The sequence below is a fragment of the Aliiroseovarius sediminilitoris genome, assembly GCF_900109955.1.
Classification (GTDB): domain Bacteria; phylum Pseudomonadota; class Alphaproteobacteria; order Rhodobacterales; family Rhodobacteraceae; genus Aliiroseovarius; species Aliiroseovarius sediminilitoris.
In genome coordinates this window covers 27,826-51,041 of sequence record NZ_FOJB01000003.1, presented here as the reverse complement: position 1 = coordinate 51,041, position 23,216 = coordinate 27,826, and the positions used below count along the sequence as shown (strand labels likewise).

At 59.3% G+C, this 23,216-nt stretch carries 17 protein-coding genes; 13 read left to right on the top strand and 4 right to left on the bottom strand.

The window, feature by feature from the left end; all coding sequences use genetic code 11:
* The first annotated feature begins 64 nt into the window (after positions 1-64).
* The 10 genes from BMY55_RS16170 to BMY55_RS16120 all read left to right on the top strand — a co-directional run bounded on the left by BMY55_RS16170 (position 65) and on the right by BMY55_RS16120 (position 10,200).
* A complete protein-coding gene (locus BMY55_RS16170) occupies positions 65-538 on the top strand; it encodes a glycosyltransferase family protein (protein ID WP_091433741.1) in 474 nt (157 codons plus the stop codon).
* A gap of 5 nt (positions 539-543) precedes the next feature.
* Positions 544-1,005 (top strand): glycosyltransferase, encoded by a 462-nt coding sequence (locus BMY55_RS16165; protein ID WP_245744809.1) that lies wholly within the window; start codon positions 544-546, stop codon positions 1,003-1,005.
* Between the two features lie 223 nt (positions 1,006-1,228).
* Entirely contained in the window at positions 1,229-1,702 is a 474-nt protein-coding gene (locus BMY55_RS16155) for a DUF2946 family protein (protein WP_143064359.1), read from the top strand.
* Between the two features lie 59 nt (positions 1,703-1,761).
* Complete coding sequence (locus BMY55_RS16150) at positions 1,762-3,879, top strand: NosR/NirI family protein (protein WP_091433739.1); 2,118 nt, start codon at positions 1,762-1,764, stop codon at positions 3,877-3,879.
* A 23-nt stretch (positions 3,880-3,902) separates the two neighbouring features.
* Positions 3,903-5,807, top strand: a complete 1,905-nt coding sequence (gene nosZ, locus BMY55_RS16145) for a TAT-dependent nitrous-oxide reductase (protein WP_091433350.1) — start codon at positions 3,903-3,905, stop codon at positions 5,805-5,807.
* Between the two features lie 3 nt (positions 5,808-5,810).
* A complete protein-coding gene (locus BMY55_RS16140; protein ID WP_091433347.1) occupies positions 5,811-7,082 on the top strand; it encodes a nitrous oxide reductase family maturation protein NosD in 1,272 nt (423 codons plus the stop codon).
* Positions 7,072-7,968 (top strand): ABC transporter ATP-binding protein, encoded by an 897-nt coding sequence (locus BMY55_RS16135; protein ID WP_091433345.1) that lies wholly within the window; start codon positions 7,072-7,074, stop codon positions 7,966-7,968. Before BMY55_RS16140 ends, BMY55_RS16135 begins: the two co-directional genes overlap by 11 nt.
* On the top strand, positions 7,965-8,786 hold the full coding sequence (locus tag BMY55_RS16130; protein ID WP_091433343.1) for an ABC transporter permease: 822 nt from the start codon (positions 7,965-7,967) through the stop codon (positions 8,784-8,786). The genes BMY55_RS16135 and BMY55_RS16130 overlap by 4 nt, the downstream gene beginning before the upstream one ends.
* Entirely contained in the window at positions 8,783-9,301 is a 519-nt protein-coding gene (locus BMY55_RS16125) for a nitrous oxide reductase accessory protein NosL (protein ID WP_091433340.1), read from the top strand. Before BMY55_RS16130 ends, BMY55_RS16125 begins: the two co-directional genes overlap by 4 nt.
* Positions 9,298-10,200 (top strand): FAD:protein FMN transferase, encoded by a 903-nt coding sequence (locus BMY55_RS16120; protein ID WP_091433339.1) that lies wholly within the window; start codon positions 9,298-9,300, stop codon positions 10,198-10,200. The genes BMY55_RS16125 and BMY55_RS16120 overlap by 4 nt, the downstream gene beginning before the upstream one ends.
* A 6-nt stretch (positions 10,201-10,206) precedes the next feature.
* Here BMY55_RS16120 and BMY55_RS16115 read toward each other — a convergent pair whose 3' ends face one another.
* Positions 10,207-14,004 carry a translocation/assembly module TamB domain-containing protein gene (locus tag BMY55_RS16115; protein ID WP_143064358.1) on the bottom strand — a complete coding sequence of 1,266 codons (3,798 nt, stop codon included), beginning with the start codon at positions 14,002-14,004 and terminating at the stop codon, positions 10,207-10,209.
* The gene (locus tag BMY55_RS16110) at positions 14,001-15,800 is read right to left on the bottom strand and encodes an autotransporter assembly complex protein TamA (RefSeq protein WP_245744800.1); all 1,800 of its coding nucleotides are present in this window, start codon (positions 15,798-15,800) and stop codon (positions 14,001-14,003) included. Before BMY55_RS16110 ends, BMY55_RS16115 begins: the two co-directional genes overlap by 4 nt.
* 228 nt (positions 15,801-16,028) lie before the next feature.
* Here BMY55_RS16110 and BMY55_RS16105 point away from each other — a divergent pair, with 228 nt between their 5' ends.
* Positions 16,029-18,467 carry an FkbM family methyltransferase gene (locus tag BMY55_RS16105; protein WP_091433332.1) on the top strand — a complete coding sequence of 813 codons (2,439 nt, stop codon included), beginning with the start codon at positions 16,029-16,031 and terminating at the stop codon, positions 18,465-18,467.
* The gene (locus BMY55_RS16100) at positions 18,464-19,540 is read left to right on the top strand and encodes a glycosyltransferase family 61 protein (RefSeq protein ID WP_091433329.1); all 1,077 of its coding nucleotides are present in this window, start codon (positions 18,464-18,466) and stop codon (positions 19,538-19,540) included. The genes BMY55_RS16105 and BMY55_RS16100 overlap by 4 nt, the downstream gene beginning before the upstream one ends.
* On the opposite strand, the gene BMY55_RS16095 is transcribed toward BMY55_RS16100, so the two are convergent.
* Positions 19,537-20,241, bottom strand: a complete 705-nt coding sequence (locus BMY55_RS16095) for an FkbM family methyltransferase (protein ID WP_091433737.1) — start codon at positions 20,239-20,241, stop codon at positions 19,537-19,539. The two genes, BMY55_RS16100 and BMY55_RS16095, sit on opposite strands and share 4 nt — an antisense overlap.
* Entirely contained in the window at positions 20,241-22,154 is a 1,914-nt protein-coding gene (locus BMY55_RS16090; RefSeq protein ID WP_245744799.1) for a glycosyltransferase family 2 protein, read from the bottom strand. Before BMY55_RS16090 ends, BMY55_RS16095 begins: the two co-directional genes overlap by 1 nt.
* 233 nt (positions 22,155-22,387) lie before the next feature.
* On the opposite strand from BMY55_RS16090, the gene BMY55_RS16085 reads away from it, so the two are divergent.
* A complete protein-coding gene (locus BMY55_RS16085; RefSeq protein WP_091433732.1) occupies positions 22,388-23,197 on the top strand; it encodes a hypothetical protein in 810 nt (269 codons plus the stop codon).
* Positions 23,198-23,216 lie beyond the last annotated feature (19 nt).

Here is a 23,216-nt window from a genome sequence, read left to right as displayed (position 1 = left end):
AATTTGTTATATGGAGGGCATCGTTTGTTCAATTTTTTACGTTGTTGGTCCGGGTCTTGCTTACATGACATCATCAACTTCATCCCTGCCGGCCCCTCGTATCCTGGCCGTGGCTTCGGCGGGGGGGCATTGGCACCAGTTGGGGCAGATCTGCGCGTCGTTTGACCCGGCGGATGTGACCTATGTGACCACATTGGATGGATTGCCGCAGAAATCAGGCTTCACACGGTTTGCGCTGGTGCAGGACTGCAACAAGAACGCCCCTTTCAAAGCGATGATCTGCACGATGCAGATGGCTGGTATCCTGATGCGCACGCGCCCGGATGTGATCATCACAACAGGAGCCTTGCCCGGCGTGATCGCGCTGGTGTTGGGCTGGATGATCCGCCGCCGCACCATCTGGGTGGACAGCATCGCCAACGCGGAAGAGGCGTCATCCTCGGGCAAGCTGGCGAAACGGTTTGCGACGCTCTGGCTGTCACAATGGGAAAGCGTCGCGCAGTCGGAAGGTGGCAGATACGAGGGGTCGTTGCTTTGATCTTCGTGACCGTTGGCACGCAATTGCCCTTTGACCGCATGGTGTCGATGATCGACGAACTGGCGGCAGAACTGTCGCTTGAGGTCTTTGCCCAGACGGCTGACCCCACCGCGACCTATACCCACATCAAACATGCGCCGTTTCTTACGCCGGATGAATATGACGACATCATCGCGCGCACCGCCGTTCTGGTCGGGCATGCGGGGATCGGGACGATTTTGACCGCGAAGCGGGTGGAAAAACCGGTGATCGTGATGCCGCGCAAGGCATCACTTGGCGAACATCGCAACGAACACCAACTGGCCACCGCGCGCCATCTGGAAGGGCACGAGGGGGTCTATATCGCCCACGACCGCAATCAGCTTGCGGCGCTGCTACGGACACCGCACCTGACGCCTGCCAGCTTCCGCGATACGCCGGAAAAGACACGGTTGCAGTCCTATCTGCGCAGGTTCGTCTATGGCTGAGTATGGTGTGTCGGTCGTATGCCTTCGATTGATTACCCCTTCATCAAGCTGGTCTTTGCACACCACTTTTTTTTCCACTTGAAATGAGTGGCCCAGATTGCTTCGCTCAACCTATTGGAGATCATGGGAAATTTGTCCGAGTTCTATCGTCATGACTTAGATCAAGGAAGCGGTGTGTTCTATCCCGCACAACCTTGGCTGAAACGCGTAGAAGGATTCGGCGATGCGCCGTTCGTGGCAGATGTCAAAGATCGTTGTGGGGGCCGTTCGCCGGATCGCCAGCCGAGCTTCTTTGGCTGGCGCGATGCTGGCGTTGATGTTGCAGCTTTTTACGTCGTCCATGGGCTTTGCATCCGATGGGGCATGGATCGAAATCTGTTCGGATTTCGGCACGGAATATGTGCAGGTCGATCTGTCAGACCCGACCGCGCCCGACCAGAACAACAACTGTCAAGATTGTGTCGACTGTGCGATATGCCTCGCGTCCATGACCGCGCTGATTGACAATAGCCAGGCGCAAAACAACCCTTTGTCTGCCACGGCAACGGCGGTGCATCCGGTGGCACAGATTATCGGTGGTGCGGTCAAACGAGCATGGCCCGAAACCCGTGGCCCACCGGCCGCGACCACAAAAATTGATGACTGCGTCCAGCGTGCGGTCATGGCGTCAATCCAAGAAAACGGAGGTGCGCTGTGACCGCGAAGCGCGCGATCTATAACTGGCTCGGTGCCATTGTCGTGATCCTTGCCGGGATCATGGCGGGCGAGGCAAACGCCGAGAGTCTTGCGAATTTTCTTCCTGACATCACACCGTCTGAACTTGTCGAAGGTGCCGATGCGTTCGGCCCGATACGTCAGGATTTGCCGGTTGCCCCCGTTCTGAAGGGCGGCGAAACCATCGCCTATGCTTTTCTGACCTCGGATTTTGTGGGCACGACGGGATATTCCGGCAAACCCATCCACGTCGTCGCGGCGATTGATGCGGATGCGGTGCTGACGGGCGTGAAGCTGGTCAAGCACTCGGAACCGATCGTGCTGATCGGCATTCCGGAATCCAAGATGGTCAAGGTGACGGAAGGTTATACCGGCCTTGACCTGAAAGCCGAAGTTGCCTCTGGTGGCACCGCGCATGATCTGGACATTATTTCCGGCGCGACCGTAACGATCATGGTGATCGACGACAGTCTTGTGCGCGCAGGCATCAAAGTGGCACGCGGTCTGGGCCTTGGCGGCCTGTCACCTGCCCAGCCCACCGGTCCCCGTCGCGAAGTGGACATGACACAGGAGGCCATATCGGATTGGTCCACCCTGTCCGGTGACGGATCGGTGCGGCGGTTGACGCTGGACGTGGGGCAGATCAACGCCGCGTTCGAGGAAACCGGTGACGCCCGTGCCATCAAACGTCCGGAAAAAGGTGCACCTGACGATACGTTCATCGACATGCAGATGGCGCTGGTGTCCGTGCCGTCGATCGGGAAATCGCTCTTGGGCGATGCGGAATACCGCAACATGCTGGCGTGGCTGGACGAAGGCGAACACGCAATCCTTGTAATGGGTCGCGGGGCCTACAGCTTCAAAGGCTCTGGTTACGTGCGTGGGGGCATCTTTGACCGTATCCATTTGATTCAAGGCGACAAATCGGTGCGCTTCTTTGATAAGCAGCACGTCCGCATCGGGGCGCTTGGCACGCCCGACAGCCCCAGCTTCACCGAGTTGGATTTGTTCAAGATCCCCGCCGAAGCAGATTTCGACCCGGCCGAACCGTTCCGCCTGCAACTTCTGGTGCAGCGCGCAGTGGGGGCCGTTGAAAAGACATTCCTGACCTTCGATCTGGATTACAAACTGCCGCAAAGCTATTTGCTGCCAGTGGCCGCACCCGCGCCCGTTCTGAACAACGCGGATGACGAGGCGGCCGCCAAGTCGCAATTGTGGAAACGTATCTGGAAAGACAAGTCGGTCGAAATAGGCATTCTGGGCGTCATGCTTCTGGTGCTGACCGGCACATTCTTCTTCCAGTTTCAGGCCACGGCGAACGCGCGGGTGTTCTTCTGGTTCCGCATGGGGTTCTTGACCTTCACGCTGTTTTTCCTTGGCTGGTATGCCAATGCGCAGCTGTCTGTGGTGAACCTGATGGCGCTGGCGGGCAGTTTGCGGTCGGGCTTTACCTGGGACGCGTTCCTGATGGACCCGCTGGTGTTCATCCAGTGGTTTGCGGTCGCTGCTGCCCTGGTTTTCTGGGGCCGGGGGGCTTATTGCGGCTGGCTGTGCCCCTTTGGTGCACTGCAAGAGCTGACCAACAAAATCGCGCGCGCATTCCGCTTTCCGCAATGGACGCTGCCCTGGGGTCTGCATGAACGCCTGTGGCCGCTGAAATACATGATCTTCTTCGGCCTGTTCGGCGTCAGCATGGTGTCGATCCCGATGGCCGAAACCTATGCCGAGGTCGAGCCGTTCAAGACCGCGATCATCCTGAAATTCGTGCGAGACTGGCCGTTTGTGGTCTATGCGCTTGTGCTTCTGTTTGCCGGGCTGTTCATCGAACGGTTCTATTGCCGCTATCTGTGTCCGCTGGGCGGCGCGCTGGCGATCCCGGCCCGTATCCGCATGTTCGACTGGCTGCGACGCTACAAGGAATGCGGCAACCCCTGTCAGACCTGTGCAAATGAATGTCCCGTTCAGGCCATTCACCCGACAGGCGAGATCAATCCCAACGAGTGTGTCGACTGCCTGCATTGTCAGGTTCTGTATCAGTCGGCCGACAAATGCCCGGTCGTGATCCGCAAACTGAAGCGGCGCGAAAAGATCGGGTCGGCGGATCTGAACATTCCGCTTAAATCCCCACCGGCGAACCATCCGAACGCCAAGACGTCATAAGATCCTTGAAGGAGGCAAATACAATGACTGACGAAATCAAAAACCTTTCCTTGACCCGCAGGGGCATGTTGGGGGCAGCCGCCACTGGCGCGGTTGTTGCCGGCACAGGTATTGGTGGCTCGATGATGACGGCAACCCCGGCCCGGGCGGCTGGGGACGTCAATCTCGAGCCTGGTGAACTGGACGAATATTACGGCTTCTGGTCGTCGGGTCAGACCGGCGAGTTGCGCATCCTTGGCTTCCCGTCGATGCGCGAGCTGATGCGGGTTCCGGTGTTCAACCGCTGCTCGGCCACAGGTTGGGGCCAGACCAACGAAAGCATCAAGATCTTCGAAGACGGTATGCTGCCTGAGACCAAGGCGTTCCTGGCCGCCAACGGCAAACGCGTGCATGACAATGGCGACCTTCACCACCCGCATATGTCGTTCACCGACGGCACCTATGACGGTCGTTACCTGTTCATGAACGACAAGGCCAACACCCGCGTGGCGCGTGTGCGTTGCGACGTGATGAAAACCGACAAGATCGTGGAAATTCCGAACGCAAAAGCCATCCACGGCCTGCGTCCACAGAAATTCCCGCGCACCGGCTATGTATTTGCCAACGGCGAAGACGAAACACCGATCGTCAATGACGGGTCGATCCTGGACGAGCCGGACAAATATGTGAACTTCTTCACCGCCCTTGATGGCGACACGATGGAGATCGCATGGCAGGTCATGGTCTCGGGCAACCTTGATAACACCGACTGTGATTATCAGGGTAAATATGCCTACTCGACCTCCTACAACTCGGAAATGGGGATGAACCTTGCCGAGATGACGGAAAGCGAGATGGATCACGTTGTCATCTTCAACCTTGCCGAGATCGAAGCCGGCATCGCCGCAGGTGATTTCACCGAGATGAACGGCGTCAAGGTGATCGACGGTCGTAAAGGTCAGAACAAGAAATACACACGCTATGTTCCGATCCCGAACAGCCCGCACGGCATCAACACCGCGCCCGACATGAAACACGTCATCATCAACGGCAAGCTGTCGCCGACCTGCTCGGTGCTGGACGTGACCAAAATGGACGCGTTGTTCGAATCCGATGTTGATCCGCGTTCCATCGTGGTGGCCGAACCAGAACTGGGTCTTGGACCGCTACACACGGCTTACGACGGTCAAGGCAACGCGTTCACCACGCTGTTCCTGGACAGCCAAGTGGTCAAATGGAACATCGAGAAGGCGATTGAGGCCCATAACGGTGCCGATGTTGATCCGATCATTTCGAAAGTGGACGTGCACTATCAGCCCGGCCACAACTCGACCTCGATGGGCGAAACCAAGGAAGCTGATGGTAAATGGCTGGTTTCGATGAACAAGTTCTCGAAAGACCGTTTCATCAATGTCGGCCCTCTGAAGCCTGAGAACGAACAGTTGATCGACATCTCGACCGACGATATGAAAGTTGTGCATGACGGCCCGACCTTTGCCGAACCGCACGACTCGATCATCGTGCGCCGCGATATCGTCAACCCTGTGGAGGTCTGGGATCGCAACGATCCGATGTGGGCCGAAACCCGCAAGCAAGCCGAAGCCGACGGTGTCGATATCGACGACTACATGGACACGATCATTCGCGACGGCAACAAGGTCCGCGTTTACATGTCAAGCCAGGCGCCGACCTTCTCGCTTGAATCGTTCGAGGTCACGGAAGGCGACGAGGTGACTGTGATCATCACCAACCTGGATGACATTGATGACCTGACCCACGGCTTCACCCTGAACAACCACGGCGTCGCAATGGAGATCGGGCCGCAGGCGACATCTTCGGTGACGTTCACCGCTGCAAAGCCCGGCGTTTACTGGTATTACTGCCAGTGGTTCTGCCACGCACTCCACATGGAGATGCGCGGCCGGATGTTCGTGAAACCGAAAGCGTAAACCATGCGAAACCTGCTTCCTCTTCTGACGGTGCTGTTCACCCTTCTGACGACATCTGTGGTGTCGGCAGCCGAGTTGATCGTCCCGGCGGAAGAGGGGGCACTTGCGAACGCCATCGCCGGGGCTGCCCCCGGCGATGTGCTGATCCTGTCTCCGGGTCGCCATGCCGGCCCCGTGACGCTGGATCAACCCATCACTCTGGACGGGCGTGGCAAAGCCGTGATCGACGCGGGTGGCATGGGTTCGGTCATCACCGTAACGGGTGAAGATATAGTGGTGCGCGGGTTGGAACTTGTCGGTTCCGGCAGCAACCACGAAACCATCGACAGCGGTGTGCTACTGACCAAAACCGCACGCAGGGCTATTGTCGAGAACAACAGAATTCTGGGCAATCTTTACGGTGTGGACATTCATGGTGCGAATGACAGCATCGTGCGGGGCAACACCATCGAAGGTCGCCAGGACCGCAACATGAACTCGCGCGGTAACGGCGTTTACGTATGGAATGCCCCCGGCGCACAGGTGCTGGACAACGATATCCGCTTTGGGCGCGACGGCATTTTCGTCAACACATCCAAGCGCAACCTGTTCAAGGGCAACCTGTTGCGCGACCTGCGTTTCGCGGTGCATTACATGTATGCAGACCGCAGCGAAGTGTCCGACAATGTTTCGATCGGCAACCACCTTGGCTATGCGATCATGTTCACAAGCCAGGTAAAGGTTCTGAACAACGTGTCGCTGAACGATCGCGATCACGGTGTCATGCTGAACTATGCCAATGACAGCGAATTTATTGGCAATTATGTCAAGAATGCCTCTGACCGCTGCACATTCCTCTATAATGCCAACAAGAACGTGTTCACCGATAACTGGTTTGAAGGCTGCGATATCGGAATCCACTTCACCGCGGGCTCGGAACGCAACCGCATCGTCGGCAACAGTTTTGTCGGCAACCGCACGCAGGTGAAATATGTCTCGACCAAATGGGTCGAATGGTCCGAGGACGGGCGCGGCAACTACTGGAGCGATTTTGCCGCCTTCGACGTCGATGGCGACGGGATCGCCGACAGCCCCTATCGCCCCAATGACAGCATGGACCAAGTGCTGTGGACACAACCTGCTGCAAAACTTCTTCTCGGATCGCCGGCGGTGCAACTGGTGCGCTGGTCGCAATCCGCCTTCCCGGCGCTTCTGCCCGGTGGCGTGATAGATTCCAACCCACTAATGCGCCCCGTGAAACCGGCGGCCAGTCAAAAGGTGCCCCATGACGGATAGTGCTTTGACCATCGAACATGTGCGCAAGGACCGGGGCAAGACCACGGTTCTGGACGATGTGTCACTGCGTGTGGCATCCGGCGAACGGGTCGCGCTGCTGGGTCACAACGGGGCAGGCAAATCGACCCTGATCAAAACAATTCTTGGCCTTACCCCACTCACGGATGGCCAAATTCGCATCGGTGATGCGAAGCCCGGAAGTGCGGTCGCCCGCCGCACGACCGCGTATTTGCCGGAAGCGGTCAGCTTTCATCCGGCGCTGACAGGGCGCGAACAGTTGCAGCTGTTTGCCCGCCTCGATGGGCAGAAGGCCGACGTGCCCGGATTGCTGGACCGTGTTGGTCTGCGCGACGCGATGGACCGCCGGATCGGTGCCTATTCCAAAGGGATGCGACAGCGGCTGGGGCTGGCGCAGGTGCTTCTGGGCAACCCCAAAGTGGCGCTTTTGGACGAACCCACCAGCGGGCTTGATCCGATTTCGCGCCAGGACCTTTATGCGATTATCGACGAACTGGCCGCCAATGGCACCGCCGTGTTGATCGCCAGCCACGCCCTGACCGAGGTTGAAGCCCAGACCGACCGCATCGCCATTTTGCGCAAGGGCGTAAAGGTGGCCGACGACACGCTGCAAAACCTGTCCGCACAAGCCGGGTTGCCGACGCGTCTGCGTATTCGCGCCAGTGGTGACAACGCCGATCAGGTGGCCGAGGCAACCGGCGGCACCCGCATCAACGGTGTGGCGGTCGAAATCCTCTGCACGCCTGACCGCAAGATGGACGCGCTGCGCCGTGTCGCCGCTATGGGCGAGGTGATCACCGATATCGAAATGACACCGCCGCGTCTTGAAGACCTGTATCGCCATTACGCCAGAGAGGGCGCGCAATGACCCGTTTCCTTGCCATCGCATCGACTGAAATGCTGATCCTGCGCCGCAACCGCTGGCTGTTAACGGCGACCGTTATCATGCTGCTGTTCGCGCTGGCGCTGACCTTCGCGGGCAGTGCGCCGACCGGATCGGTGGGCGTTGATATGTTGACCGTATCAGTCACCTCGATGACCACCCTGTCGGTCTATCTGGCCCCGCTTCTGGCGCTGATGATCAGCTTTGACGCCATCGCGGGCGAGGCCGAGCGCGGCAGCCTGTCCTTGCTGTTATCCTATCCGGCAGGGCGCGGTGAAATCCTTCTGGGCAAGTTTGTCGCACATCTTGCCGCGCTGACTTTTGCGATGACGATCGGGTTCGGCTCAGCAGGCGCGATTGCCGCCTGGTTTGGCGGGGCAGGGGCGGACAGCCTGACGGCGCTGGCGCGTCTGATCGGCACCTCGATCCTGCTGGGCGCGGTGTTTCTGGCGCTTGGCTATCTGGTTTCGGCCGTATCACGCAGCGCGACTGCTGCGGCGGGCCTGTCGGCGGGCCTGTGGCTGGTCTTCGTCGTCCTTTACGATCTGGGGCTGTTGGGCGCGGTTGTGATGGATGGCAGCGGCGATTTCACACGAACAATATTTCCATGGCTGATGGTTGCCAACCCGGCGGATGCGTTCCGGGTGTGGAACATCTCGGCCTCGGACGGGGTGGCAATGGCCTCCGGTATGGTTGGTGCGGCGCAGGCTTTGCCCGCTTGGGCCGCACCCCTGTCGCTGGCCTTGTGGCCGGTTCTGGCTTTCGCATTGGCCCGTGCTGCATTTCGGAGGGTCGAGCCGTGAAACGCTTGATCGCGCTCAGCCTGCTGGCGCTGGTTGCCTGCAATGAAGAAGAAGCGAAAGCCCCACCGCCGCCCGCGGAATTGACCGAGCAGGCGTTAAGCTATTTCTGCCAGATGAACGTTGCCGAACATGACGGTCCGAAAGGGCAAATCCATCTGGAGGGCTTCCCCGCCCCGCTTTTCTTTGCGCAGGTGCGTGACATGGTGGCCTATCTGAAAAGCCCCGAACGCGAGGCCGAGATCACCGCGATCTATGTCAGCAACATGAGCGTTGCGCAAAGTTGGGCCGATCCCGGCACAGGCAACTGGATTGCCGCCGAAGATGCGATATACGTGGTGGGCGCAAACGTGGCCGGTGGCATGGGCGCCCCCGAGATCGTGCCGTTTGCAGACGACGACAGCGCAGCTGTGTTCATTGCGCAATATGGTGGTGAAACACACAGGCTGGACACCATTCCCGACGACGCAGCCCTTGGCGCCGTCGATCTGAACAAGACGTTGGAGACACCTTCATGAGTATCCTGAACCGTCGGCGTTTTCTGGCCATTTCGGCCACAGCATTGGCAGTTCCAACCGGTGTGGCTGCCTCTGCGCACGTCGCCCGCTGGACCGGCTATGCCCTGGGTGGGCCGGTGTCGATGCAGCTTGTCGGCGTGGCCCAGCCAGATGCCGACCTGATTTTCACCAGGGTCGAAGCCGAACTGGACCGGCTTGAGGATATATTCAGCCTGTATCGCGACAATTCCGAGCTGTCACGCCTGAACCGTTTCGGCGCGCTTGTCGATCCGTCAGCCGAGTTTCTGCATGTGCTCAGCGCCTGTGCCAGCCTGCACGCGGCAAGCAAAGGGCAGTTTGATCCGACCGTCCAGCCACTATGGCTGGCCATCGCAAACGACGCGGATGACGATACTATCGCGGCGGCAAAAGCTCTTGTGGGCTGGTCCAACGTGACCTTTGACGCCAATCAGATCCGCTTGCCGACAGGCGGTGCGCTGACCTTGAACGGGATCGCCCAAGGGGCCGTGACCGACCGTATCGCCGCCCTTCTGCGTGGCCAGGGCCTACAGGATGTGCTGGTGGACATGGGCGAAATCGCGGCACTGGGGCAGGGGCCGAACGGACCGTGGTCCATCGGTGTTGCGAAGACGGATGGGACACTGGTGCATCGACTGACGGCCACGGACCGCGCGATTGCCACTTCGGTTCCGACAGCCATGGAAATTGGCGACACCGAGGGCCATATCCTGTCCCCGACCGGCGGTGCGCCGGTGCAAGCCCTTGTGTCGGTGTCCGCCCCAACGGCGATGATTGCCGACGGTTTGTCGACCGCCCTGTGTCTGGTCGATGATGCGACGGGCAAAAAGATCGTCGCCGCCTTCCCCGACGCAAAAATCGAGGTCATGACCAGCGTCTGACGCCGGTCAATAATCCCGTTCGAAATAGATCCCGATGGTGCTTTCACCGTCCGACCCGACCGTGCCACGCGCCGTTACCGAAGGGCTGATGGTCAGGTTCAGGTTGATCTCGGTGTCGCCATCGGCACCGACATTCACATCGGTATAGATATTTTCCGAGATATATTTTCCGACACTCAACGAGGCTTCGCCATCTTCATTGGTGGTCAGATCCAGATCATCAAGTCCGAAGTTCTTGCGCAGATTGCCGACGATCCCGTCTCCGCCCTTACCTGCCAGTGTTCTGACCGCCGCCGCCAAGCGCAAGGCTTGCAAGGCGGAAATGTCCGAAATGCTGCGCCCGAACAGCAGCCGCGCCAGCACCTCGTCCTCGGGCAATGCCGGGCTTGAGGTGAAGGTGACTTCGGGTGCCGAGGCGGGGCCGATCACGTTGATGGTCACTGTAATGTCGTCGGATTGGGAAACGGCGGCAAAGCGCAGATACGGATCGAACGCACCGCGCAGGCTGACGCGACCTTCGGTCAGGGTCAGGCGTTTACCAAGAATATCCAGCCGGCCCCGGATCAGATCGAACTCGCCGACAGGCTGCACATCGGCGCTGGTCCCGGTCAGGCGCAACTCGCCGCCCAGCTCGGCATCCAACCCGCGGCCCCGCACGAAAATCTGGCTGGGCGCGCGCAAGGTGATGTCGATGGGATAGGGGCGGGCGGTGCCGGCCGAGGCAGGGTCCGCTTCGACGATCAGACCGGCAAAAGCGCGGGTTTGGCGTGCGGCTGCGGTCTCGTTGATATGGTCCAGTTCGGCGATGATCGGCACGGTGCTGGCCGATACGTCCGAGATACGGATTTCGGTTCGCCCAAGCGTCATATCGGCACGCAATGTCGCCCCGCCGATCAACGGCCCGCGCAGGGTGGCCGCGCCGTTCACATTGGTGTCGAACAGGTTTCCATCGGTCAGCGTCACCTGATTGACGTCGACCTCCAGATCGGCCTGATAGGGTCGCTCCAACCCGACATTGCCACGGGCCGTGACCTGCCCGCCATTGACGACGGACGTCGTGATGTTCAGATCGGCCCGCCCGTTTGACAACACAGCCGTTGCGCTGGTGATATCCAGCGCCTGCCGGAACGTGGGCAGGGTCAGCCGCGCGCCACTGGTCTGCACCTGGCCCGACAAGGATGACAGTTTCAGTGGACCGCTCAGCGTCAGGTCATATGCGGCCTGACCGGTCAGCAGGCGGGGCTGGATAAATCGGTTGGCCAGTTCCAGCGGCGCGTTGCCGTTGATGGCCAGGTCGGCGCTGCTGGCGTCCGATCGCACGCTGCCATTCACAGTGCCGGTTGCGCCGCCCGGACCAGTGGCCGAGGCAGATAGCTGCCAGCTGTCATCCACCAGCGTTGCGGTGCCGCTGGCCGAACCGGGTCCGTTGATCCCAACCGCCACAACACCGACATCGCGCAGGTTGACCTGAAATGTCAGCGTGTTGCGCCCGTCAATGTCCTGCCCCGTCGCCTGTGCGGTCACTTGGGGCGTTTTGATCGACAACGCCTCCACGAACACCACCTTGTCGATGTTGCCGTTGGCACGGGCACTGAAGGTGCTGGCCCCGCGGGTCAGGCCATCCAGCACCTCAACGCCCAGCCCAAGATCGGTGGCCGACCCGTCAACTTCGCCATCGAAATTGCCCGTGGCAAGGTCATAGCTGCCAGTGGCCGATGCCAAGATCGCCCCCGAGATGGGGCGGCCCGCCAGTTGCGCATAGGGCGCAAGCGAGGCCGCCTTGACCGTCAGGTCGCCGTTGACCAGACCCGGCCCGTCCTTGGTAACTTGCACGGTTCCGTCAACCGATGCAGCCACGCCACCCGGCGCCGTCAGATCGGCCCGCACGGTCCAACTGTCCCTGGATTGGGTGGCGGACCCATTTGCGGTCGCAGGACCGGAAAGGCCGGAGTCGATAACGGCCACGTCTTCGATCCTCAGGTCGAACTGAACAGTTGAGGCATCGGTTTTCAGATCAGCCGTCACCGCGGCGATGGTTTGATCGGTGGTGATAGTCAACCGCTCAAGCCGCGTGCCGGTTTCATCGCGCACGGCTTTCACGTCCAGCCTGCTTGCCCCGGCGATCAGGGGATCAAAGCGAGGCTGGCCGATGCCAAGATCGGTGCCGTCGCCGGTGATCGTCAGATCAAAGGCACCGCCCAGCAAATTCACATTCCCCTTTACCGCCACGGTGGCCGCCCCGGTCAACGGTGTGCCCGCCATCCCGGCAAATTGCGACAGATCGCGGGCCGTCAGGACAAAATCCTTGTTGGTTGTGACCGTAATGCCGTTTTCCAGATCATCGGCGGACAGGCTGCCGGTCAGTTGATAGTCGGTTCCAGCCAGATCAATGTTCGAGATTTGCAAAGGCGCATCTTCGCGCCAGTCAAACGACAGTTTGCCCGCCAGCGCGGGACCGATCGCACGGGCAAGGTCTTCGGATGCGGGCGTGATTCCCAGCACATCAAGCACAACGTCACCATCCATGCGCCCCACCGCCGTGCCTTCCCCGCGCACCAGCGCCCCAGTGGCGGTAATTTTTGCGGTATCAAGCGCCAGATCATCGCGGATCATGTTGTTCAGTGCGAAAACGGCCTGCCAAGCCTCGCCATTCTCTGCGTCATAGCCAATGGCAATGTCTGCCGTTTGCACCTGCGTTTTGGTGCCCCCGACCGGCAACACGACCGATGCGCCATCCTCGTGGGCCAGCCTGCCTTGCAGCTTGAACCGTTCGGGCCAGCCGCCTGCAGACAGGGCCAGATCACCCTGAAGCGTCAGGGCTTTGGTCGTCAATTCAAGCGTTTCAAGGTCCAGCGCACCGTCGGCAAATCGCCGTCCCGTCGCCGTCAGCGAAATATTATCACCGAAAAAGTCGCGATAATCGGGCAGGAATACCGGCGCGATGTCGCCAGACAGCTGCGCGGCGAACCGTTTCAGCGTCACCGGATTGCCCGGGGACGAAGCGGCAGCGTCGGCCTCATCCTGCAAGGTGACTTGGCCGGTCAGGCGCGGCGCGCCGTCGGTGGACAGATCAATCTCGGCAATGAAATCGGACAGCGGTCCGGTGCCCGCGACGGTCAAACCGATGGATGGACGACCCGGCAGATCAAGCATGTTGGCCGCGATGCCGTCTGCCCCTTCTTCGACCGCAAGGGCCAGATCCAGCACTTCGGAGGTATTGCTGTAGCTGCCATCGAACTGCAACGCGCCGCTTGGTCCGTCGATGCGGATGATGTTCAGCTTGGCTGTGCCCTCGCCACCCGACAAGCTGGCCGCGCCTTCCAAACGGACCACAGCAGCTTCACCGATGACCGGTTCTGCAATCTCGACACGGTCCGCCTTGATCAGGCCAATTTCGACCGATACCGGCAATTCAGGCAGCGAAAATCCCGACGCCTCGGGCGTGGCGGCACCACCCACCGGTAAGGGTCTGCGCGCGACGATGATTTCCTTCGCCGAAATCCGGTCGATATTGATCGCGCCCCGCAACAGGCTTGACCGGGTCCAGGACAGGACAAGGTCATTCAGCGTCAGCCAGATGCCTTCGTCATCGGCGATTGTGATCTGGTCCACCGTGGCTTCCGAACTGAATGCGCCCTGAAACCCGATTATGCGGATATCGCGACCCACATCCGACAGGTTGTCTTCCAAAAGGGCCTGAAGATAGCCGCGATCATCCTGTTCGGCCTGTTCGGTCTGAGCCACCGCAAGGCCAGCCCAGCACAACGCCGCCAAGGCAAAGAGTGTTCGGAAAAGAAGGCTCAAAACGCTTGCCCGATCCCAATGTAAATCTGCACACCGTCGCCGGTATCGCCGGATATCGGGCCAGCCACGTCCAGCCGCAACGGGCCGATCGGCGTTTTGTAACGGACGCCAATGCCGCCGCCCGTGTGCCAATTGCCCTGACCTTCGAACAGACTGCCTCCAGCCACGTGACCCGCATCGACAAAACCGACAACGCCGATCTTGTCGGTGATCTGGGCGCGCAATTCGGCTGACAGAACGGCAAAGGACTGCCCGCCTGTGATCTCGCCCGCACCCGCATCAAGTCCCAATGACTGATAGGGCTGGCCCCGCACGGTGCCACCACCGCCGGAATAGAAAAGATAGTCGGGGGGAATATCGCCGCTGTCCCCGGCCAGGACCGATCCGACCTGCACCCGTCCGGCCAGCACAAACCGATCCTCGGCCCCGAACCCGCGATAGGCGCGCCCATCGCCGTAAAGCCACGCGCCCGTGCCACCCGTATCGACCGAGATGAACGGGATCGCCTCGGCCTTCAGATAGGTGCCGCGCGTTGCGTCAAGCTGATTGTTGCGTCGATCCCATGTCAGCGACGACGGCAGCGCGAACAGGAAGAACCGGCGGTCGCCAAGCACATCGGTTGTTTCCGAATACATCAGAGCCGCGCCCAGTTCGCCTTCCAGCGTGTCCGAAAAGATGCGTTTGACCCCACCGCCCAAACTGGCACTGCGCGAGACATAGCCCGGCTCGTCTTCATAGGCGAGGCTGCCGAACACAAAGGCGTTCGTGTCCGGTCCGAATGTGGCGGGCTGGTCCAGCCGCACGTCAAGATAATAGTCAATGCCCCCATGCTGGCCGCCAATCCCCGAAACTTCGCCGTCCACGCGAAGCCGCTCGGCCCCGCCGAACATGTTTCGGTGCATCCAGAATGCGGTCAGTTGAAGCCCCTCAAGCGATGCGAGTTCGGCCCCGAAGCCAAAGCGGCGGGGCTCCTCATCAACCAGCGCCAACCCGATATCCAGCGTGTTGTCCGGCCCAAGCGTTTCGGCTTCGGTCAACGTAACGGAAGAAAACGCGCCGGTGCGCCGCAGGCGTTTGGCAACGGTTTCAAGATCGTCAGGCGAGAAGACCTGGCCCGCCGGAAAGCCCGCAATGCGCGCGATACGGTCGGCGCGCACGGCACTTTCGGTGGTTTGGCGCAGATTACCAAACCGCACCTTCGGTCCCGGCTCAAACGCCAGAGACGCGGACAGTTGCGCGCTGGCATGGTTGGCGGTGATCGTCTGACCGGCCAATGCAACCTTGGCATGACCAGCATCGCGCCAACCCAGAACAGCGGCGTCCACTGCCTGCTGAACGGTGACACTCTTCGCCACTTCACCCGTGCGAAATTCGGTCGGCATGTCAGTATTGGGTGCCAGTGGGGCAGCCCTGGCGGTGCCAAACCGGAACTGCTTGCCCGGTTCGACCGAAACCTCTATCCGGCGGATGGATTGGGGGACATCGAAGGGTGGAATTTGCGCGGCCTCGCGTCCATCCACGCGCACCCGCACCACACCGGCATAATACCCATTTGCGTAAAGTGTCTGCACCAGCTGCCCGTATTCGGCCAGTGCGGCGGCGAATATATCACGGGTATCCTTTTCGGTGTCACCTTTGGCGGCCAACACGAGCGAGGCACTTTTCAGCTCATCTTCAAGCGTGCTGTCTGAACCGGCCACGGTGAAATTTACATCGTCCTGCGCCAGTGCGGGCTGCAACAGCCCGCAAAACGTGAAAATCAGGAATAACAGTGCCTTAACAGAGGTGAACCGCAACCCCCAACTCCCATCCTGTCCAAATTGCGTTGTCGTTCTGTTCCAGCCTATCGTGAACCGTTGGAAGCCTCCACCGGTTTTGCGGCATCGGCGGGAAATTGCTGTGTCCATTCCTGGGTTGAATCCGGTCGCGTCGAGGGAATCTCGCTCCGACGATCATTGACACTCGCCCGGCAAGCAGAGACTTTGATCCGAACCGCTTCTTATCGAATACAGCAAGGGTTATCCATGAATAGTTGGAGCGAAACCGACAGCACTGAACAAGTTTGCAAGGCTGACGATTTCTGGTTGGATGGTGAACATTGCGACGCGGTCTTTGTGCGGCGATCCGACATCCTGCTGGTGACATTTGACAATCTTGCCTCGATTGACGAGCGACCCGAACAGCGTCCCTGGCCTGCGTGGTTGGCATCACGAGCCAAGGCATTGAACTACTCGATTCTTGGAATACAGACCCACGAGAAAGACTGGTATCGCCAGCCAGATACCGAAAAGCGGTTGTCAGATTTACAAAACTCCGGCTTTTTCAAACCTTTCAAACACATCCTTTTTGTCGGGACTTCGATGGGTGGGTTTGCCGCCCTGTGTTATGCCGGGTTGGTTCCGGGTGCGAGGGTGCTTGCGTTCAGCCCGCAATCGACCCTGAACCGCCAGATCGCTCCTTTCGAGCGCCGATACCCCTATCCTTACCGCAAGTTTGATTGGGAAAGCCCTGCTTATCTGGATGCCGCAAACCATGTTGGCCAAATTGCTTCGGGGCACATTTTTTATGATCCCAAAGTTTCGGAAGACAAACAACATGCGCAGCGGTTGGGAACGCCCAACCTGAAAGATTTTGCGATACCATATGCCGGACATACCTTGATACGGGTGCTGGTAAAATCCGGTGCGTTCGATCATCTGCTGGCAACTTATCCGGCGACCGGAAAGCTTGACGCCCGGTTTTTCGAACTGCTGAAAAACAAGCGGGCAAATCCCAAATGGGCCAAGCCGTTTCTGAACGACCTGCGCAAGCGACGCAGCACCCGTTGCGTTCGCCATACCTGCGAGGTGTTTGCAAAAAAGTATGGCCTGCAATACGCCCGCAGATTATTGCGGCAGGGCCAGGCGGTCGGAATCGACGCGCCGCGTCCCGTCGACTGGGCCGCGCCCGAGGCGGAAATTCGCCGGCATATTCCGGTTTTCATAAATTCTTTCAACCAATTGACATACCTCCGCGATACTGTGAATTGGTTTGCCAAGCACGGGTTCGGCAATGTAACCGTGCTGGACAATCAATCCGATTATCCGCCGCTGTTGGACTATCTTAAAAGCGATGCCTTTCGCGAAAAGGCTCGCCTGCACGCGCTTGGTGACAATCTTGGCCCGCGCAAGGCGCTGACCTTGGCCGCGCAAGATCCTGTCACTGATCAAGGGTTCATATTTACCGATCCCGATTTGCTTCTGCCCGATGCACCTGCGCCGGACATGTTGAAGGCGATGCACCGGATCGGCACGCAACACGGGTTCGCCAAGGTTGGTCTTGCGTTGTCGGTGGATCCAGACATCGTCGATTTGGATCTGGTGACTTACAACACCCGCACCGTCGGGCAGGTCGAACTGAAATACTGGCGCGATTCAGTCGAAGATCAGGTCTATCGAGCCACCACCGACACGACGTTTTTCCTGTATGTCCCGCAAGAGGGTGGGGCGGCGCGGTTCGTGGACCTTGGGGACAAACAGCCCAGAATCCCCGCATTGCGCGTCGGACGCCCGGATTTTGTGGCCATTCACCGGCCATGGATGCGCAACGATACCGTCGACCCGGCAGAAATGGCGTATTATTTCAAGAGCGTCAGCCGCCATTCAACCTATGTGGTCGCACAGAAGAAAGACGCGGCGCGGCGGCAGGCAGAAATCCCGCAATGGAAGGTCGATCGCGCGTTGCTTCAGACCGCCATTCAAACTCTTGCCGACAGCCTGAACCAGAATGTGACCTTGATCCAGATTGGAGCCAATGACGGCAAGATGGCCGATCCGGTGTTTCCGTTCATTGCGCGTGGACACTGGCGCGGTTTGATGGTCGAACCTCACCCCACCTATTTTTCGGATTTGCAGGACCGCCATAAGGACCGACCGGAACTGAAGCTGTTCAACACTGCCGTGTCGTCAGACGTCGGGTCATTCGAACTGTTTCACCTGAACGAAGCGGCGCGTGATCGCTATCCGCGTGGTATTCGGGGCTGCGCATCGCTGGATCGGGGGCGGATGTTGGATGCGCTGGCCCGCGGAAGTCGTCGCAAAGGGATCCAGATGCGCAAGGATGACATCGCCTCGACCGTTGTGCAGACACAGCGCCTTGACGCGTTGTTGTTGCAGGCTGGGCTGGATCAGGCCGATTTGCTGGTGATTGATGTGGAAGGCCACGAATTATCGGTGCTGAGCAGCGTTGATCTTGCCAGGTTGGATCTGAAAATGGCGATTGTTGAGTGCAATGGTCAGAATGCCCATGAAGAACAGGGCATTGCCCGTCATTTGGCACGCGGAGGGCTATCGGTCTATCGGGTTGGCGACGATTTGTTGGGCCTGCACCCTGATACCATGACGACGGAACTGCGCACGGAACTTGCGCAGGCGGGGGCGTCGGCAATCGCCCCCATACTGGTCGCTGAAGGAAACACACCATGAAACATAATCGCTATGGTGGTCTTTCGGATCAATACGCAACGCTAAAGGATGCGGTTGTGTTCCCCCATATTGCGGATAATTCCTGTGGCGTTCTGGATGCAGATGGCACGTTCTGCGAATTTTCGCGTGGGGTCATGGGACCGCGCCGGGCGACGACAGAACCACAAATGCCACGCTCGGATAATTTACCCCGGCTTGAAGGTTGTTTTCTTTACGGTGGGTGGCTGCGCGCCCATTTCGGGCATTTCCTGCTGGAATCCACGTCCCGGCTTTGGGCGCTGGATGAACTGGCCGACAAGATCGACGGAATCGTATTCACGCCATTCAGGCGCGGCGGCGTCGGGCGGGCCAGAAAGGAATACGGGCCGTTTCTGGATATTCTGAGCGGCGGGAAACCCATCCGCATCCTGCGCGAGCCGACGCGCGTGGATACGCTGTTCGTTCCCGATCCGGGCTTTGGACATCACGGCCGGATGAGTGGCTCACCGCGCTACCGCGTGCACACCCGCGCCCAGGTGGCCGCGATTTCACCGGAAGGACCAGAGCGTCTTTACATCTCTCGCAGTGCCTTGATGGACAAACGTGGCGGCGTGTTGGCTGAAACCCGGATTGAGACATTGCTAAGGGCCAATGGCTATACCGTGTTTCACCCCCAGCAGCACAGTATGGCGGAACAATTGGCCCGTTACAGAGCCGCGCGTTACGTGGTCGGCTTGGACGGCTCGGCGCTTCATATGGCGGCCTATGCGTTGCAACCGGGCGCGCGCGTGGCAATGATCTTGCGTCGGCGGGCGGGCTTGTTGGCGGATTTGGCCAACCAGATCGAACTGTTCGCAAACGCAAAGGTGCACAGTCTGGACGCACTGCGCGCAAGCTGGGTGGCACATGATGCAAAACGGGTCGATTTCCGGTCGATCGGAGAGCTGGATTTCAACCTGTTGCAACGCCAACTGACCGCCGCAGGCTTCATCGACGACAGCGCGCCGATCGGCAATCTGGACCCGTCCGAGATTGACGCGATTCTGACCGGGATGGACCGCGGCGATATGCGCCGCGTTCCTCTGAACGACTAGATCCAGTCAAGATTGACCCGCGTCGGTGGGTGTGCCTTCGCGACGGCAGCGCGCAACGCCCTGAAGCGGTCGCGCAGCGCCTTGAACTTGTTTTCATGGGTTTCAGCGACGGTCAGAGTGATCTTGTCAAACAACCCGTCAGCCAGCATCGCTTCCAGAATTTCAAGCTCGGCCCCTTCGATATCCATTTTCAGAAACGCGATCTGGCCATGTTTTGCGGTCAGATCGGCCAGGAAATCGGGAAGTGAAATCAGCGGCACTTCAAGAGTGTTTTCGGTCGTTTCGTCAATCTTGCGCCCACCACTGATCACTGTGCTTTTGACCGACGCACCGCGCGGGTTGTCACCAAAATTCTCGGCCCGCATCAGGTTGATCGTGCCGGTTTTCGTTCCAACAGCCGCGTTATGAAGGGTGACGTTGTCCAAATCGCGGGTCGCATCCGACAGCTTGCCAAACGCATAGGGGTCAGGTTCGAACGCGTGGATATGGGCGCCTGTCTTTGCCAGCGGGACGGTGACTTCGCCGATATTTGCGCCGCAGTCCAGAACGACATCACCGGGTTTCAGCATCGAACAGATGCCTTGCAAAAGCCCCTTGGCATGGGCGGCGCGTTGGTTTCTGGCTTGGCGCCGCATGAGCTTTTCAAGCTGTTGTGTCAGCTTTGCGATCTCCAACGCCTGCGGGCCGTCTGTATCTTGCATCACCGTGTCCTGTCTTGTTCCGGCACCGCCGAGCGGTGCAAGAACAACAACGCAGCGGCAAGAGGGTTTTCTTTCAAAACGCCATAGCCCTGCGTGGTCAGCACCAAGGTCGCGTCATCTGCATTCAACTGGTCGCCCAATGCGCGCGCGCCAAGGATTATGGCTTTGGGTGGCGTGTCAGGCACCGCCTTCAAGGAAGCTTCCAACATCGCAGGGGTCATGCGCGGGTCATTCACGACAAGAACGCTGCATTTGTGATCCTCAAGCAGCGCCTTGAGCCCGGACGCCGCGTCCGGGGCATCATCGGGCTGGATCAGCGGTGTGGTGGTCAGCGTTAGCGCCGGCCCCTGCGAAAGCCCGTTCACGTCCCAGATGCGCGCGGCGGTTTGGGCAAGGGCAGGGACCTCTTCCTGAGCGATCACCGTGACGCCGGGTTGTTCACGGGCGATCACGGCGGGCAGAAAACCGATACCGGCGCCGACTTCAAGATAGGTGGCACCGGGGTTCAGCAATTTCGGGATGCGCCGCGCAGCGTTGCGTTCAAACTTGCCCTCCATGATCAACTGAATCGTGGCGGGCGTGAACACTCGCGGGTCGGCGGGGATCTTCAGCTTGCGGTTCTCGAAGACCTCGACCGGTGTGTCGGTGTCCAGATCAATCGGCCCGCGCACATAAAGATCGCTGGCTTTGCCCCAATCCGGGTGCGCGCTGTGACGGCGTTCGGATTTGGGCTTGGTGTTGCGCTTCTTTTCGACCTCGGACATCAGGGCGGCGATGCGGGCAGGGTCGCGCGGTTTGGGGGGTTTGGCGTCGATCTTGGTGATCGGGACTTTTGACGCCTCTTTCAACCCGGCGACCAGATCAGCATAGGCCTCCGTGCCCTTGAACTCTGCCAGGCGTGCTTCGGCCCGCTCCAGGGCGGCGAAATGCAACTTGTGAAGCACCGGGTCCGTCAGCAGCGTGTCAAAGATGTCGCGGCGGCGACCGGCGTGGCGCAGGGCGCTTTCGTCCACGACTTCGTTGCGATCCTGAAGCGCCCAGTAGTCCGCGTTATACTTGTCCTTTTTCAGGTTCACGTTGCCGCGAAACTTGCGGATCGCGTAGCTGTCGATGGATTTGACCGCATAGTGGTTCATCTGTGCCCAGTCATAGCCAACTGTGCGCACGATCGACCGCCAGCCACGAAATTTGAAATAATCCTCCATCGGCAAGCCAGAGCCATTCAGCCAGACGACGCTGTCCGGAAAATCGGTCTTGAGATGCTTGTTCTTGATCTTCGGGCGGTGGATGCCAAGTTTCCAGTAGTCTGGATCGAATTTGAACAGCGTCTTGACGCCCCAGCCCTTGTTCCACATCGGCGGGGCGGCGTGCACATATTGTTCGGTGACAGGCGCGCGCGACCAGTCGTGAACGCCGCCGGACCCATAGATGCGCCAGGTGATGACGATGCCGTTCGCACCCGCGTCCTGTGCGGCAGAAATCATCCCGTCCAGCGACCCATCGCCGTGGCGGATACACAGGAACTCATCGGCATCAAATACCAGCACCCAATCGCTGGCCCCCACCAATGGATCCAACTGAGCATGTTTCAACGCCGAGGGCTGAGGCCGGATGCCGTCCGGGATCACGTTGCGTCGGTGATGGGCCAGACCCAGCTCTTCAAGCCGGATCAGCATATCATCGGTTCCGTCTGAACAGTCGTTGGTAAAAACCACCAGATCGGTAAAGCCGATCGCAAGATGATGGGCGATCCATTCCAGCACGAACGGCCCTTCGTCCTTCATCATCGACACGGCGGTCACACGTCCATGCGGACTTCTGTTCGGTTTCAGCGGAAAATCGACCGTCCCGAATATGTCCGAAACAACTGCCTGTGACTTCAATTTTGATATGCCGCTTTCTGGCTTGGTCATGTCGGTTTGTTTTTGCTCGTTGCTTTGGCTTGATTGGGGCCAAGCCGGTGGGTTTTACCTGCCAAACCTGCCACGGACAGATCACGGATGGTAGGGAAATCAAGGCCGTCGCCTGCAATCCGGGCTTCAGTTTGGCACGAAGGCACTGGACAGTTCAGGGGAAAATGGCCATTCCTAAACCCGAACGAGACTGGGCCTGCGCATGGGTGCGGCCAATCAAAGCGGAGTTTTTCATGGCAGAACTGAACCGGCGCCCCGTCGCATCGCTTTGGATCGGGGACAAGCTGCATTACCTGAATCAGCTTTGCCTGAAATCGCATATTCTGGCCGGGCACCCAACCACGCTTTATTGCACGGATGATGTGCAAAACGCGCCCGAAGGGGTCGAAATTCGCCCCGCGTCCGAGATTATGGATATTGATATGTCCATCGTCGACCAGACAAGCGCGTCATTCCTGTCCAACGTCTTTCGCTATAAGATGATCAAGAAGACCGACGCGATCTGGATTGACTGCGACGCTTTCTGCCACAAACCGTTTCCTGACGACATGAAGCATATCTATGCCGGTCACGGCTTTCGCGGCGCGCTGAATTGCGGCGTGGTCTCTATCCCGGCGCAGGGCGATTTGATCGACATGCTGCTGGATTACTATGAGAACCTGCCCGAGGCTCCGCCTTGGTTCAACAAGAACCAGAAGCGCAAGCTGGAACGGTTTGCGTCCGACCCGCTTGCCGTGCGGATTTACAAGGCCGAACGCACGGCCTTTGGTCCGCAGGCCTTCACCTACTTTGCCCAGCAGACCGGCGATTATAAACGGGCGCTCAGCCCGGATTACCTGTATCCGGTGCCGTTCCAGCTGAATGACATCTTCTATGACCCCTATGGCCGGGTCGAGGGACATTTCACCGACAACACCCTGTCGGTCCACCTGTATACCAACGGCACAAAGCCGTGGTGGCGCAAGAATGCACCGCTTGAAGGGTCTTATGCGGACCGGATGTGCAAACAGGTCGGCATCGACCCCAATCAGGCATTGAAATAGGATCTCACGAGTGGGGGCT